At 70.5% G+C, this 12,238-nt stretch carries 13 protein-coding genes and 2 tRNA genes; 7 read left to right on the top strand and 8 right to left on the bottom strand.

What is annotated here, in order from left to right; genetic code table 11:
- The first annotated feature begins 7 nt into the window (after positions 1–7).
- From Hrr1229_RS10045 to Hrr1229_RS10035, 3 genes are all read left to right on the top strand, one after another.
- Complete coding sequence (locus Hrr1229_RS10045; RefSeq protein WP_123113025.1) at positions 8–1,642, top strand: NAD-binding protein; 1,635 nt, start codon at positions 8–10, stop codon at positions 1,640–1,642.
- Positions 1,643–1,785: 143 nt separating this feature from the next.
- Positions 1,786–2,157 carry a 30S ribosomal protein S8e gene (locus Hrr1229_RS10040; protein ID WP_123113026.1) on the top strand — a complete coding sequence of 124 codons (372 nt, stop codon included), beginning with the start codon at positions 1,786–1,788 and terminating at the stop codon, positions 2,155–2,157.
- Positions 2,158–2,207: 50 nt separating this feature from the next.
- Positions 2,208–2,951 carry a ribonuclease HII gene (locus tag Hrr1229_RS10035; RefSeq protein WP_123113027.1) on the top strand — a complete coding sequence of 248 codons (744 nt, stop codon included), beginning with the start codon at positions 2,208–2,210 and terminating at the stop codon, positions 2,949–2,951.
- Here the strand turns inward: Hrr1229_RS10035 and Hrr1229_RS10030 are convergent.
- The 3 genes from Hrr1229_RS10030 to secF form a co-directional block, all read right to left on the bottom strand.
- Complete coding sequence (locus Hrr1229_RS10030) at positions 2,948–3,703, bottom strand: TMEM165/GDT1 family protein (protein WP_123113028.1); 756 nt, start codon at positions 3,701–3,703, stop codon at positions 2,948–2,950. The genes Hrr1229_RS10035 and Hrr1229_RS10030 overlap by 4 nt on opposite strands.
- Before the next feature lie 235 nt (positions 3,704–3,938).
- Positions 3,939–5,540 carry a preprotein translocase subunit SecD gene (locus Hrr1229_RS10025; RefSeq protein ID WP_123113029.1) on the bottom strand — a complete coding sequence of 534 codons (1,602 nt, stop codon included), beginning with the start codon at positions 5,538–5,540 and terminating at the stop codon, positions 3,939–3,941.
- Positions 5,540–6,421 (bottom strand): protein translocase subunit SecF, encoded by an 882-nt coding sequence (gene secF / locus Hrr1229_RS10020; protein WP_123113030.1) that lies wholly within the window; start codon positions 6,419–6,421, stop codon positions 5,540–5,542. The genes Hrr1229_RS10025 and secF overlap by 1 nt, the downstream gene beginning before the upstream one ends.
- A 111-nt stretch (positions 6,422–6,532) precedes the next feature.
- Between secF and Hrr1229_RS10015 the strand changes: the two genes are divergently transcribed.
- Positions 6,533–6,883, top strand: coding sequence for a hypothetical protein (locus Hrr1229_RS10015; protein ID WP_123113031.1), 351 nt, complete (start codon positions 6,533–6,535; stop codon positions 6,881–6,883).
- 36 nt (positions 6,884–6,919) lie between these two features.
- On the opposite strand, the gene Hrr1229_RS10010 is transcribed toward Hrr1229_RS10015, so the two are convergent.
- Both Hrr1229_RS10010 and Hrr1229_RS10005 read right to left on the bottom strand, forming a co-directional pair.
- Positions 6,920–7,450, bottom strand: a complete 531-nt coding sequence (locus Hrr1229_RS10010; protein WP_255212478.1) for a DUF5812 family protein — start codon at positions 7,448–7,450, stop codon at positions 6,920–6,922.
- Positions 7,451–7,495: 45 nt separating this feature from the next.
- Complete coding sequence (locus Hrr1229_RS10005) at positions 7,496–8,038, bottom strand: hypothetical protein (RefSeq protein WP_123113032.1); 543 nt, start codon at positions 8,036–8,038, stop codon at positions 7,496–7,498.
- Between the two features lie 107 nt (positions 8,039–8,145).
- Between Hrr1229_RS10005 and Hrr1229_RS10000 the strand changes: the two genes are divergently transcribed.
- Entirely contained in the window at positions 8,146–8,883 is a 738-nt protein-coding gene (locus Hrr1229_RS10000) for an undecaprenyl diphosphate synthase family protein (RefSeq protein ID WP_123113033.1), read from the top strand.
- A 57-nt stretch (positions 8,884–8,940) separates the two neighbouring features.
- Here the strand turns inward: Hrr1229_RS10000 and Hrr1229_RS09995 are convergent, their stop codons facing one another.
- From Hrr1229_RS09995 to Hrr1229_RS09985, 3 genes are all read right to left on the bottom strand, one after another.
- On the bottom strand, positions 8,941–10,107 hold the full coding sequence (locus Hrr1229_RS09995; RefSeq protein ID WP_123113034.1) for an inorganic phosphate transporter: 1,167 nt from the start codon (positions 10,105–10,107) through the stop codon (positions 8,941–8,943).
- 258 nt (positions 10,108–10,365) lie between these two features.
- Positions 10,366–10,436 (bottom strand) — tRNA-Gly (locus tag Hrr1229_RS09990).
- Positions 10,437–10,523: 87 nt separating this feature from the next.
- Positions 10,524–11,228 carry an enoyl-CoA hydratase/isomerase family protein gene (locus Hrr1229_RS09985; protein WP_123113035.1) on the bottom strand — a complete coding sequence of 235 codons (705 nt, stop codon included), beginning with the start codon at positions 11,226–11,228 and terminating at the stop codon, positions 10,524–10,526.
- A gap of 59 nt (positions 11,229–11,287) precedes the next feature.
- Between Hrr1229_RS09985 and Hrr1229_RS09980 the strand changes: the two genes are divergently transcribed.
- Together Hrr1229_RS09980 and Hrr1229_RS09975 are read left to right on the top strand one after the other, a co-directional pair.
- Entirely contained in the window at positions 11,288–11,953 is a 666-nt protein-coding gene (locus Hrr1229_RS09980) for a hypothetical protein (protein ID WP_123113036.1), read from the top strand.
- A 112-nt stretch (positions 11,954–12,065) separates the two neighbouring features.
- Positions 12,066–12,137: transfer RNA gene (locus Hrr1229_RS09975), tRNA-Thr, on the top strand.
- Positions 12,138–12,238 lie beyond the last annotated feature (101 nt).

Raw genomic sequence — 12,238 nt, 5'->3', positions numbered from 1 at the left:
CGACGCGATGGACTCGTGGAAGCGCCGCGTCGTCGGATACTTCGGATTCGTCCTCTTCGTGCTGATCTTCACCGCGGTCACCTACCGTTACGGGATGCGCGTGTACGAGGGCGACCCGCGCACGATGATCGAGGCGCTGCGCTTCTCGGTCGAGATGTTCACCACCACCGGGTTCGGCGGGGACTCCCCGTGGGAGAGCCAGCAGCTGAACGCGTTCATCGCCGTGATGGACCTCGTCGGCATGGTGCTGTTGATCGGCGCGCTGCCGGTCGTGGTGACGCCGCTGCTGGAGCAGGCGTTCTCGACGACCGCGCCCACCTCGCTGGACGACGACCTGTCCGGTCACGTCGTCGTCTGCTCCGACACCTCGCGGTCGGCGGCGCTCATCGCGGAGTTCGACTCCCACGGGATCCCCTACGTGATCGTCGAGCCCGACGACGACAGAGCCGTGCGGCTCCACGAGGCGGGGCGGACCGTGATCCGCGCCGACCCGGAGTCGACCGAGGGGCTGGCGGCCGCGAACCTCGCCAGCGCGCGCGCGCTGGTGACGGACGTCTCCGACCAGGTCGACGCGAGCATCGTGCTCGCCGCGAAGGAGCTCGCGCCCGAGGTTCGCGTCGTCAGCGTCCTCGAGGACCCGGAGCGCGAGCGGTACCACCGGCTCGCCGGGGCGGACGAGGTGCTCTCGCCGCGGTCGCTGCTCGGCGAGAGCCTCGCCGCGAAGGTGACGACCGCGCTCCAGACCGACCTCGGCGAGGCGGTCGCCATCGGCGACTCGCTGCGGCTGGCGGAGGTGTCGGTCCCGCACGGGAGCCCGCTCGCGGGGTCGACGCTGGCCGACAGCGGGATCCGCGAGCGGGCCGGCGTCAACGTGATCGGGGCGTGGTTCAACGGCGAGTTCGACGCGGCGCCCCCGCCTGACGCGACGCTGTCGGCCGGGACGGTCCTGCTCGTCTCCGGGCGGTCCGACCAGCTCGAGCGGCTCGTCGACCTGACGAACTCCGCCACGCGGCGGTTCGGCGCGGGCGAGACCGTCGTCATCGGCTACGGGCAGGTCGGGCAGAGCGTCGCCGAGACGGTGGCGGACGCCGATCTGCCCGTGACGGTCGTCGACCGGGACGACGCCGAGGGCGTCGACGTGGTCGGCGACGCGACCGAGCCGGAGACGCTGCGCGCCGCGGGCGTCGAGTCGGCGCGAACGGTCGTGCTCGCGCTGCCGGACGACACCACGACTGAGTTCACGACGCTCGTGATCCGCGATCTGGCGCCGAACACGCAGGTGCTCGCCCGCGTCGAGGAGGCCGCGAGCGTCCGAAAGATGCACCGCGCGGGCGCCGACTACGTCCTCTCGCTCGCGACGGTCACCGGGCGGCTGTCGGCCTCAACCGTCATCGAGGACCGCGACGTGCTCTCGCTGGATCAGCAGATCGAGGTCGTCAGGAACCGCGTGCCGCGGCTCGCCGGGCGGACGGTCGGCGAGGCGAACGTGCGCGAGACGACCGGCTGCACCGTCATCGCAATCGAGCGCGACGACGAGACGGTGACCGATATCGGTCCCGACACGCGGATCGACAGGGACGACGAGCTCGTCGTCGTCGGCACGGACGAGGGGATCCGGGAGTTCGAGCGCCGGTTCGCGTGACCGCACGCGCCGGTTCCGTCGGCGCGTGCGCCGGTCCTGTGACCGGATTGCAGCGCCGCGACGGGCCGTCGCGGCCGTCACGCGCCGCCTCGCCGCCGAGGCGAGTCGAACGCTTCAAGTATTCGCTGGCTGTTCGTACCTGTATGAAAGACCAGGGACGCTCCACGCGTAAGCGGACGGGCGGCCGACTCAAGCCCGCCTCGAACAAGAAGCGCCACCAGCTCGGCCGCGAGCCCGCCGAGACCACCGTCGGCGAGACGCGACTCCAGTACATCGACTCCCGCGGCACGGAGAAGAAAGTCCGCGCGCTCTCGACGAACGTCGCGCAGGTCGCCGACGGCGGCGACGTGAGCGAGGCCGAGATCGAGAACGTCGTCGACAACCCCTCGAACGTCAACTACGCCCGCCGGAACATCGTCACCAAGGGCGCCATCATCGACACGTCCGCCGGCCGCGCCCGCGTCACCTCGCGCCCCGGCCAGTCCGGGCACGTCAACGCGGTCCTCGTCGAGTAAGTCCGCGCCTTTTCTGAACGTATTTACCCCTCGCCGACGACCACCGACGCGTGTACCTCGGCGTCGACGAGGCCGGCAAAGGACCCGTGCTCGGGCCGATGGTCGCCGCGGCCGTGCTCGCGGCCCCGTCGAGCCTCCCGGCCGACGTCGACGATTCGAAGCGGCTCGCCCCGGAGCGACGCGAGGCGATAGACGAGGCTATCCGCGGGATCGACGGCGTCGCCGTCGGCGTCGCGCTCGTCGAGCCCGCGGAGATCGACCGACCAGACACCGATATGAACACGCTCACCGTCAGCGGACAGGCGCGGGCGGTGCGGGCCGCGCTCGCCGAGGGCGGGGAAAGGGTCGGCGACGAGCCGGTCCGCGTCGTCGCCGACGCCGGCGACACCAGCGAGGCGCGGTTCGCGCGGCGGCTCAGCGAGTTCGTCGAGGGCGGGGTCCACGACCCCGGCGACGAGAGCGGGGTCCACGACCCCGGCGACGAGAGCGGGGGTGACGACCTCCCCGCGGTCGACGTCGAGGCCTTCCACGGCGCCGACGAGGACGACCCGGTCGTCGGCGCGGCGAGCGTGGTCGCCAAGGTGGCTCGCGACGCCCGGATGGCGGCGCTCGACGACCGCTACCCGGCGTACGACGGCGTCGGGAGCGGCTACCCGAGCGACCCGACGACGCGGTCGTTCCTGCGAGCGTACGTCGCCGACAACGGCGACGTCCCGGACTGCGCGCGCCGGTCGTGGGCGACCTGCGACGACGTGTTGGCGGCCGCGGAGCAGTCGGGACTGGACGAGTTTTAAACGAGCGTCGAGACCGCCCCGCTCACGGCGCCGATGAACGTCTCCCAGACGGAGAAGCCGGCGACGATCGAGAGGACGGTGTCTGCGCCGAAAAAGGCGAACAGCACCGCGGACGCCAGGTGCGCGCGCCGCACGTTGAACCGGTGGGCGAACGTGTGGAAGAAGTACGCGTTCGCGATGCTGATCGGGATGATCGCGAGCATCTCGCCGACCCAGATGGCGGAGGTCACCCCGTACTGCACGGCCAGTCCGATCGTGACCAGCTGCGTCTTGTCGCCGAACTCGCCGGTGGCCATGAGCACGAAGATGGGAAGGAAGCCGCCGAACGACCCCTCGTACCGGGCGAGCGGGCCGGGGAGCGTCACTGAGTCAAGGTCGGCGTAGTCGGCGTCGACGGCCTCCGGGTCGGGATCCTCGGCGCCGGCGGCCGTCGCTTCCGCGCCGCCGTCGCCGGACGCGACCTCCCTCGTCTCGCGGTCCGGCATCGACCGGTACAGCAGGTACGCGAACACGAAGAACAGCGAGGCGGTCACGGCGTCGAGGACGACCCCCGGCAGCGCCGACTGCAGCGCCTGCCCGAAGGCGATCTCGACCGCGGTCCAGCCGGCGAACGCCGACCCGGCGGCCGCGACGACGACCCTCGGGTCGTACCGCGTCGACAGCGCGGCGATCATGAACTGCACCTTCTCGCCCGGCAACACGGCCAACTGGGCCACGAACGCGACGATGAGGATCTCAAAGTAGGCCGTCATGCATTCCCTCCGTCACGACGCTGACCGATCGAGGCCGACCGCCCGAACGCGTCCGCCCGTCCGGCGGCCGTCGTCTCGGCTCGCGGGTCGGTCCGGCCGGCCGGCTCTGGGCGGTCGTCGGTGATCACAGTTATATTAGAGTCGTCTAAAATAATAGTTTGTCGTCTTCTCGTTCGCGGCGGCGAGCCGACCGGGGCTGCGGGGTGGGGAGACGGACGGCCGCTCCGGCGCCGTCTCACCGGATCGTCAGCAGCCGGCGCAGGATGTCGCCGTAGGCGGGCCGGGTGACGAGGACGCCGATCAGGACGCCGAGGATAGTGAAGATCGCGAACCCGGAAAGGTCCCCGAGCGAGAGCACCATCAGCGGCGACATCGCGACGATCGTCGTCGCCGCGGCGGCGCCGATCACCCAGAAGGCCCGGCGGAACCGGGAGTTGAACACCTTCCGGGAGTTCACCTCGCCCTCGCTCATCACCTCGTCGGCGATGATCACCAAGTCGTCGACGCCGGTCCCGACGACCGCGATGAAGCCGGCGATGACCGCCAGCTCGATCGGGTAGCTCACCAGCGCGGCGAAGCCGAGCAGGGCGTACACCTCCGCGAGCGCCGTGACGATCATCGGCAGCGCCACCGCGGGCTCGCGATAGCGCAGGAACACCATGCCCGCGACCGCGAACACCGCGAGGATCCCCGTCACCAGCGAGTAGTTCTTGTAGTTCTCGCCCTGCGCGGCCGAGATGGTGCTGGAGGTCCCCTGTCCGCTGATGTCGAGCTCCGCCGGCAGCGCGCCGGCGCGTAGGTTGACCGAGATCTCCTGGGCCGTCGAGAACTCGGGCGTGGTCAGCTGGAAGTTCGCGGTGTCGGCCCACGAGCCGCTCTCCATGCTGTCGGCGAGCCCCGGGTCCATCCCGAAGGAGTTGACGACCTCGCCGTCGACAGTGAGGAGGAGACACGGGTTCGAATTGCCGATCTCCCCCGTCTCGGGGTCGTATTCGCAGCGGTCCGCGTCCGACTGGTACGCCGAGGGGAACCCGCGGTCGACGACGGCCTGTTGGAACCCCTCGGCGGGAGACTGCTGGCCGCCGGAGGCCGTGTTCCTGACGGTCACCGGGACGTACGAGCCCGTGCCGCGGTCCCGCTGCGACGCCGTCCCGATGTTCTCGAAGTCGTCCTGGACGAGCACGCCCTCCTCGACGGCGGTGCCGTTCTCGCTCGGGTACGCGATATCGATCTGGACCGTTCCCCGGTCTTGGAGCAGCGAGACGACGTCGCTACGGTTCTCGCCGGGCACCTCGACGAGCATGAAGTATTCGCCGCTGAGTGACTGGACCTGCTGGACGCTCCCGCCCGAGAGCCCCGCCTCGTTGATCTTGCCCTCGATGATGCTCTGGGTGAGATCGCGGGTCTCGGCCGTCACGCCGGGGCGGATGCTCTCGTAGGAGTACCCCGAGGCGTCCATCGCCGCCCGGAACTCGTCTTCGCTCACGGACGGGTCGGTGACCTCGACCGCCCGCACGTCCTCGCCGACACTCGATCCCACGTCGCGGAGCTGCACGTCGTCGAGCTCGTCGGCGACGGCCCGTTCGACCGTCGCCGGGTCGTCGCCGGCGAAGTCGACGCCGGTGGCGGTGTACCCCTGCAGCGGGGCCCGAACGCGGGTCCCGCCCTCCAGGTCCAGCCCGTACTGGAGGTTGGTTACTCCCTGGCTCGCCTCGCTCTGGTTCTCGCCGGGGGCGGTCTCGGGCGCGAACTGCGGCGCGAACAGCGCGATCGACGCGCCGGCCACGACGGCGACGAGGAGCAGGATCCGCCAGTTGTTCTTGATCGGCTCTAACATTAGCGCTTCACCCCCTCGAACTTGTACCAGCGGAGCAGCGAGACGTTCAGCAGGTACGTGTTCATCAGGTCGGCACAGAGGCCGACCGCGAGGATGATCCCGATGTTCCGGAGGAGGTCGACGCCGAAGACGGTCGCGACGACGGTCATCACGATCATCGCGGCCATCGACGTGAGCGTCATCGTGATCCCAGTTCGCATCGCGCGGCTCACCGACTCGTAGAAGTCTCCCGTCCGGCGCAACACGGAGTTGTTCAACAGGATGTCGGAGTCGACGCTGTACCCGATGATCATCAGGAGCGCCGCGATCGTCCCCAGCGTCATCTGGATCCCGAGGAGGTTCATCACGGCGACGGGGATGACCAGGTCGGAGAACGCCGAGGCGACCACGGCGATGGAGGGGACGAACGACCTGAACATCGCGAACACGAGCACGCTCATGCCGAGGAACGCCAGCGCGACGCCGAAGATCGCGGTCCGGGCCGTGTCGCTGGCGAAGCTCGGCGACACCTGATCGATCGCCGTCGTGGTGAGCCCTGCGTCGTCCGCCTGTTGCCCGAGCTCCTCCGCCAGCCCCTCGGGGTTCTCGTCGGCCGCGCGGAAGGTGACGACGTACACGTCGTCCGCGGGGATCGACCGGATCGAGTCGGGCTGTCGGTCGAACTCGGTTTCGATGCGTTCCTCAACGTTACCACCGTCGTCGGCGACCCGGAGCTCGACGCCGCCCGTGAACGCCAGTCCGAGGTTCGCCGGCGCACCCGTGACGAGATACCAGCCGAGGATGATCGCGAGCGCGAGAACCAGGACCGCGATCGGGACCGCCACGAGCTGCCGGTTCGAGTACTCGGTGTAGTTGACCTCCGGTACCTCGATCGCTACCATAAATACCGGTTCCTGCGCGGGCGCGAATAAGCCTTCTCACTCCGTCGCGTTCCGGCGAACGCGTCGCGGACCACCGAAACGAACTAGCCGACAGCCGCGGTACCAAGACGCATGAACGCGCCCGAGGCCGACCGCGTCGTCCTCTCGTATCCCGACGGGCTCAGCGATTGGGGACGCGACCAGATCGAGACGGACCGCTACCGAGGGTACTTCGCTCGGGTGATGGGCGAGGCCGCGGTCGACGACGTCCGCGAGGAGTTCGTCGACGTCGGCTGCTGCGGGGACAGCCTCGACGTGCCGTTCCGCGTGGAGCGGATCGAGGTCGACGGCGACGCCGTCGACACCGCGGTCGTGACGGGGGAGACGACCGTCGACTACGAGACGCGAGCCGGCGACGTCGACGGCGGCTGGCGGGTCCAGAGCGCGGCCGGCCCGTCGGGCGCGACCGGGGAGCGGGACTGAGTCGGGGAGCCGGACGCCGGTGCGGTCCCGACGCCGTCAGGGCATGTACCGAACGCTGACGACCCCGGGCTCCGACCGGACCTCGACGCGATTCACGCCCAGCCGGGCGGCCCGCGACAGCGTCGCCTCGCGGTCCTCGATTACGTCCGCGACCGCCTCGGCGGTGTCGCTTTCGGGCGGCGTCAACACGTGGACCTCGCCCTCGCCGGCGCGGGGCTCGCGGGCGAGCTCCCCCGCCGGGGCCTCGGCCGCGAGCTCGCGCTCGTGGACGGTCGGCGGCTCCTCGCTCTCCTCGATCGAGAGGCGCCGGCGCTCCGCCACCTCGATCACCCGGTACGTGACCTCCATCGGGGGGTCGGGGGCGACGGTCGCCTCGACCGCGTCGTCGACCTCGAGCCCCGGATTCGTGCTGAGCGTGTGGACCTGCCCGTCGTGGACGTCCTTCAGCACCGCCGAGTCGCTCTCGACGTGCGTGACGAGGAACGTGCTCTCCTTTCCGTCGGCGGTTTCGGCACCGTCGTCGGCCTCCGTCTTCTCCGCGTCGGAACGCGCCGGATCGTCGGTCATTACCCCGCGATAGGCGACGGACCCTTTTCGGGGTTTCGAGCCGCGTCAGTCGTCGGTCGCCGGATCGTCCGGCACCGCCCCGCCGGTCACGCGGAGCCGGTAGTGAACCGCGAACACGACGAGCGCGGCGGCGACGGGCGGGACGACGCCGGCGAGCTGCGGGAGGGCGTAGAGGGCGTTGACGACCACGGATTCGGTCGGGTCGCGGAGCTCCGCCGGTGCGGAGATCACCAGACCGGCGTACAGCGACAGGAGGAACAGGAATCCGCCGTACGCCATCTTCCGGTCGTACCCCGGCTTCACCGGGTCGCCGCGGCGGTGGCGGCGCGCGACGAACAGGAGCGGTGCGAGCAGCGGCGCGACGGCGGCGAACCCGGCGATCACGTACAGGGACCGCGAGAACAGGAAGGTGCCGCCCTGCACGTCGGTCGTCTCCGCCATCCAGACGACGAGCGCGAGAGTGACGACGGTCGCGATCAGCCCGGCCGTGAGCGCGCCGACGACACCGTACACGCGCATGGTCCACGACTCGGTGTGCCGGATCGCGTACGGGATCGCGCCGAACACCCCGCGGTAGCTGTCTGCCATCGTCTCCGCTACGGCCGACGGCGAATTAAACCCCTCGTCGGCGGGCGTGGGGTGACCCCCTCACCGGCGGACGTGACGTTTTATTCCCCGCGGGAGAACCACAGAACGTGGGCCTGTACGACACGTACCTCGGCGTCCGCCACCGACTGCACGAGGGAGACCCGCCGGAGCACGTCGCGATCGTCATCACCGAACGGGACCTCCTCGCGGACGGGGCGTTCGACACCCTCGCCGAGGCGCTCGGGTGGGCGCTGGAGTACGGCGCCGAGCGCGTCACCGTCTCGGTCTCGGTGCTCGACGAGTCCGTGGTCCCGACACTCACGCGCGAGCTCCGCCGGCTGGACGCGCCCGCCCGGTTCGTCGTGCGGAGTCCGGACGACGCGGCCATCGGGGCGGGCGCCGACGGCGACGCCGACACCGGGACCGACGACACCCGGACCGACAGTACCGGGACCGACAATACCGGGACCGACGACACCCGGACCGACAGTACCGGGACCGACAATACCGGGACCGACGACGACGTGCCCATCAGGGTCACCGTCGGGCTCGGCGGGAAGGCGGAGTTCGCGGCCGCAGTCCGCGAGATCGCGAGCGACGTCGACGCCGGGGAACTCGATCCGGCGTCGATCGACGCCGCCGACGTCGCCGACCGGCTCGTGTTCCCGGAGGAGCCGGACCTCGTCATCAAGACGGGCGCGGAGCGGCTCTCCGACTTCGCAATCTGGCAGTCGGTGTACGCCGAGCTCTACTTCACCGACGTGAACTGGCGCGACTTCAGGCGGCGGGACTACCTGCGCGCGGTCCTCGACTTCCAGGACCGTCAGCGGCGGTTCGGGCGGTAGGCGGTTCCGGCGGGAGGCGATTCCGGCGGGAGGCGGCTCGGAAAAAGGAGTCCGAATTTACCAGACGAACCGGAACAGCAGCGTGAACGTGACGAGCGCTCCGACCGTCGAGAGGATCGGGACCACGTTCTGCATCAGGACGACGCGCGCGCTCGTGCTCGGGTTGAACAGGTCGGACGCCGAGGGGATGTCGGTCGGGTCGCCCTCGCCGATCGGTCCCGTCTCGTCCGCTTTCAGCGCGCCGACGGACACCTTCGGCTCCTTCTCGCCGCTGATCCCCTGCCGCACCGTGACGGTCCGCGTCGCGCGCCCCCAGCCGAGCCCGACGATCGACATCGTCGCGATGATGACGAACGACGCCGGGATCCCGACCGCCGAGAGGCTGATCACGATCCCGGAGGAGACGCAGGCGACGACGATCGCCGCGGTCAGCGGGAGGTCGGTGATGTCGTTGCCGAGCGTGTCGAGCGTCCGCCGCGCGATCGTGAACGCGCCGACCGCGACCGCGGCGCTCCCGAGGAGGATCATCGGCGTCATCTCGACGCCGTCGAGCGCGACGAGCGGCGCGATCGCGTTCGCGATGTTCGAGGTCCCCGAGGAGAACGCCATCAGACAGCCGATGGCGATGACGACGAACCCGCCGACGAGCTCGCGCCGGGTCGTGTTCGGACCCGCGACCGGCTTCGGGATCGCCCCGGAGCGGTCGAACTCGAACAGCGCTCCGTCGGTGCTGTCTATCGCGACCCACCGGTCGATGGCCGGGTAGAAGTAGCGCCCGACGACCCCGGAGACCCAGAAGCCGATGATCGGCGCGACGATCCACCAGATGGCGATCTCCCCCATCACCGCCCTGTCGAGGGTGCCGGTGGCGAGGCCGAGCCCCGCGATCGCCCCGACCGCCGTCATCGAGGTCGACGCGGGGACGCCGGCGAAGTTCCCGACGAACAGCGCGCCGCCGATGAAAAAGAGGACCACGATGCTCGTCTCCAGGGTGAACACGCTCCCCCCGGTGACGAGGTCCTCACCGAGCGTCGTCACGACGCGCTGTCCGAGCGTCCCGGCGCCGACGAAGAAGAAGATCGACATCAGCGCCGCCGCGCCCGCCTTCGAGAGCACCCCCGACCCGACGGCCGGCCCGAACGCGGGACCGGTCGTGGCGCCCCCGATGTTGTACCCGACGAACGCCGCAACCACGAAACCGACGAGAAGCAAGACCTCGACCATATACTCGCAACAACAACGCACGGCCGGTTAAACGAACAGGTTTGCGGCGCCGACGGCCGGTGCGCTCGCGGCCCGACCGCCGGTTTGACGGGCGGCGACGCTTCCCGTCGGAGTCAGTCAGAAGTGCGCCGCCTGCAGGGAGTTCGTCGAACGAAGTGAGACGAACGTCGACCGCAGAAGTCAGTTACAAATGCACCGGCCGAGACTCCCCGCGAGTGAAACGAGCGGGGGGTCAGGGCGGTACACGACTGAAAGGAGTGCACCGGCCGAGATTTGAACTCGGGTTGCAACCATGGCAAGGTTGCGTGATACCACTACACTACCGGTGCGTGCTTCGCACTCGATGATTGGTCGGAGGTCCACTTAAACCTGTCACATCGGGACGGCGGCGGGGTCGTCCCGGTTCGCTCGGGGACTCACTCGGTCCGCGACGCCGCGATCTCGGCCCCGTGCGCCCGGACGAGGGCAGCGAACGCCTCGGCCTCCGCGTCCGCCTGCGCGGCGTCGTCCCGCCGGTCGCGCACCCGACGCTTGACGGTCCGAAGCGCGTCCGGCTTGCCGGCCGCAATTTCGTCGGCGACCGCGCGCGGGTCGTCGACGACCCGGGAGACGAGCCCGGTCCGGAGCGCCTCGTCGGCGTCGAGGACCCGCCCCGAGAGCGCGAAGTCGAGGGCGTCGCCTTCGCGCATCGCCCGCGGGAGTCGGACCGTGCCGCCCCACGCGCCGAACAGCCCGAACTCGACGCCCGGCTCTGCGAACGTCGCCGCGGGCGTGGCGACCCGGACGTCGGCCGCGAGCGCGAGCTCGACCCCGCCGCCGCGAGCCGCGCCGTCGATCCCGCAGACGACGACGGTGTCGGCGTCCGTGACGGCCGCGGCGGTGCGCTGCCCGCGCCGGGCGAACGAGGCCGCGTCGTCGGCAGCGTCGAGGTCGGCGACGACGTCGAGGTCGGCGCCGGCACAGAAGGCGTCACCGGCGCCGCGGAGGTAGGTGACGGGCGTCTCGGCGTCGGCGACGGCGCTCCGCAGCGCGTCGAGGTCCTCGGGGCGAAGCGCGTTCCGCCGCTCGGGGCGGTCGATCGTGACGACGCGGACGCGGTCGTCGGTTTGGGTGCGGATCACGGCGTGGTATCCCGGTCGTTTCCAAAGGTCTTTGCCCTTCGCTCGACTATCTCGTGGTAATGGACGATGCCGCGCGAGCGCGTGAGGCCGCTCACGAGGCGCTCGCGGACGTCGAGCCCGAGCAACTGCGCAAGGCCCTCGAGAACCGCATTCTGGACGCCGCCGTGACGCCCGGTGTGCTGGCGCTGGTCACGGCCCGGGCGGTCGACCCCGACGTGAACCTCGACGAGCTCGTCGACCGGGCGGCGGGCGTGCAGCTCATCTACGAGGGACTGCGGCTCACCCGCACGGTGGCCCACGAGGAGCCGTGGGTGACCGCGCCCACCAGCGAGACCGACATCGACGCGGACATGGACGTGCTCACGGCCGACGTGCTCGTCTCGCGCGGCTTCTCGCTGCTGGCGTGTACCGACGCCGCCGGCGCCGCGGTCGAGGTCGTGCGCGCGTTCGGCCGAGACCAGACGCTCCGCGACCGCGATGGGACCGACCCCGCCGCGGCGGCCGCGCTCGACCGGAACCTGGAGGTCGACGCCCTCGAACTGGCGGTCGTCGCCGGCACCACGGCCGTCGGCGGCGACCCGCCGGAGGAGCTGCTGACGTACGCCCGCGAGCTCGCGGCCGATTACGACGGCGAGTTCCCGCCGCCGGGGCGCGCGCTCCCGGACGCGACCGCCGACCGGATCGCCGACATCTCGGACCGCGCCGTGAGCGCGACGGACCGGTGAGCGGCCGATCGGCGAGGGGCCGGTCGCGCGACCGCGGGGGAGCCGGATCGGGCGACGACTCGGCGGCGGATCGAAACCCATAAAGTCGAATCCGGTCAACGACTGATTGCGTGCCTGGGTAGCTTAGCGGTAAAGCGCGTCCTTGGTAAGGACGAGACCCCGAGTTCAAATCTCGGCCTAGGCTCTTTCTGCGGTCCGCGCGCTCCACGGAGCCGCGCCTGGTTATAACTGGTCGAGCACTCCGCTGATCTGCGACGGTCAGTCGGTCAAACGACGCCGTCGCCG

The sequence above is a fragment of the Halorubrum sp. CBA1229 genome, from assembly GCF_003721435.2.
GTDB lineage: Archaea > Halobacteriota > Halobacteria > Halobacteriales > Haloferacaceae > Halorubrum.
Note: the sequence above shows the minus strand (reverse complement) of the source record. Positions and strands in the feature narration are given on the sequence as shown.

Bases quoted from the DNA above. Each gene is read 5' to 3' on its own strand.
- Hrr1229_RS09980 (WP_123113036.1), top strand. From the start codon at position 11,288: ATGGACGATGCCGCGCGAGCGCGTGAGGCCGCTCACGAGGCGCTCGCG.
- secF (WP_123113030.1), bottom strand. From the start codon at position 6,421: ATGGTAGCGATCGAGGTACCGGAGGTCAACTACACCGAGTACTCGAAC.
- Hrr1229_RS10015 (WP_123113031.1), top strand. From the start codon at position 6,533: ATGAACGCGCCCGAGGCCGACCGCGTCGTCCTCTCGTATCCCGACGGG.
- Hrr1229_RS09995 (WP_123113034.1), bottom strand. From the start codon at position 10,107: ATGGTCGAGGTCTTGCTTCTCGTCGGTTTCGTGGTTGCGGCGTTCGTC.
- Hrr1229_RS10005 (WP_123113032.1), bottom strand. From the start codon at position 8,038: ATGGCAGACAGCTACCGCGGGGTGTTCGGCGCGATCCCGTACGCGATC.
- Hrr1229_RS10025 (WP_123113029.1), bottom strand. From the start codon at position 5,540: ATGTTAGAGCCGATCAAGAACAACTGGCGGATCCTGCTCCTCGTCGCC.
- Hrr1229_RS10040 (WP_123113026.1), top strand. From the start codon at position 1,786: ATGAAAGACCAGGGACGCTCCACGCGTAAGCGGACGGGCGGCCGACTC.
- Hrr1229_RS10010 (WP_255212478.1), bottom strand. From the start codon at position 7,450: ATGACCGACGATCCGGCGCGTTCCGACGCGGAGAAGACGGAGGCCGAC.
- Hrr1229_RS10045 (WP_123113025.1), top strand. From the start codon at position 8: ATGGACTCGTGGAAGCGCCGCGTCGTCGGATACTTCGGATTCGTCCTC.
- Hrr1229_RS10030 (WP_123113028.1), bottom strand. From the start codon at position 3,703: ATGACGGCCTACTTTGAGATCCTCATCGTCGCGTTCGTGGCCCAGTTG.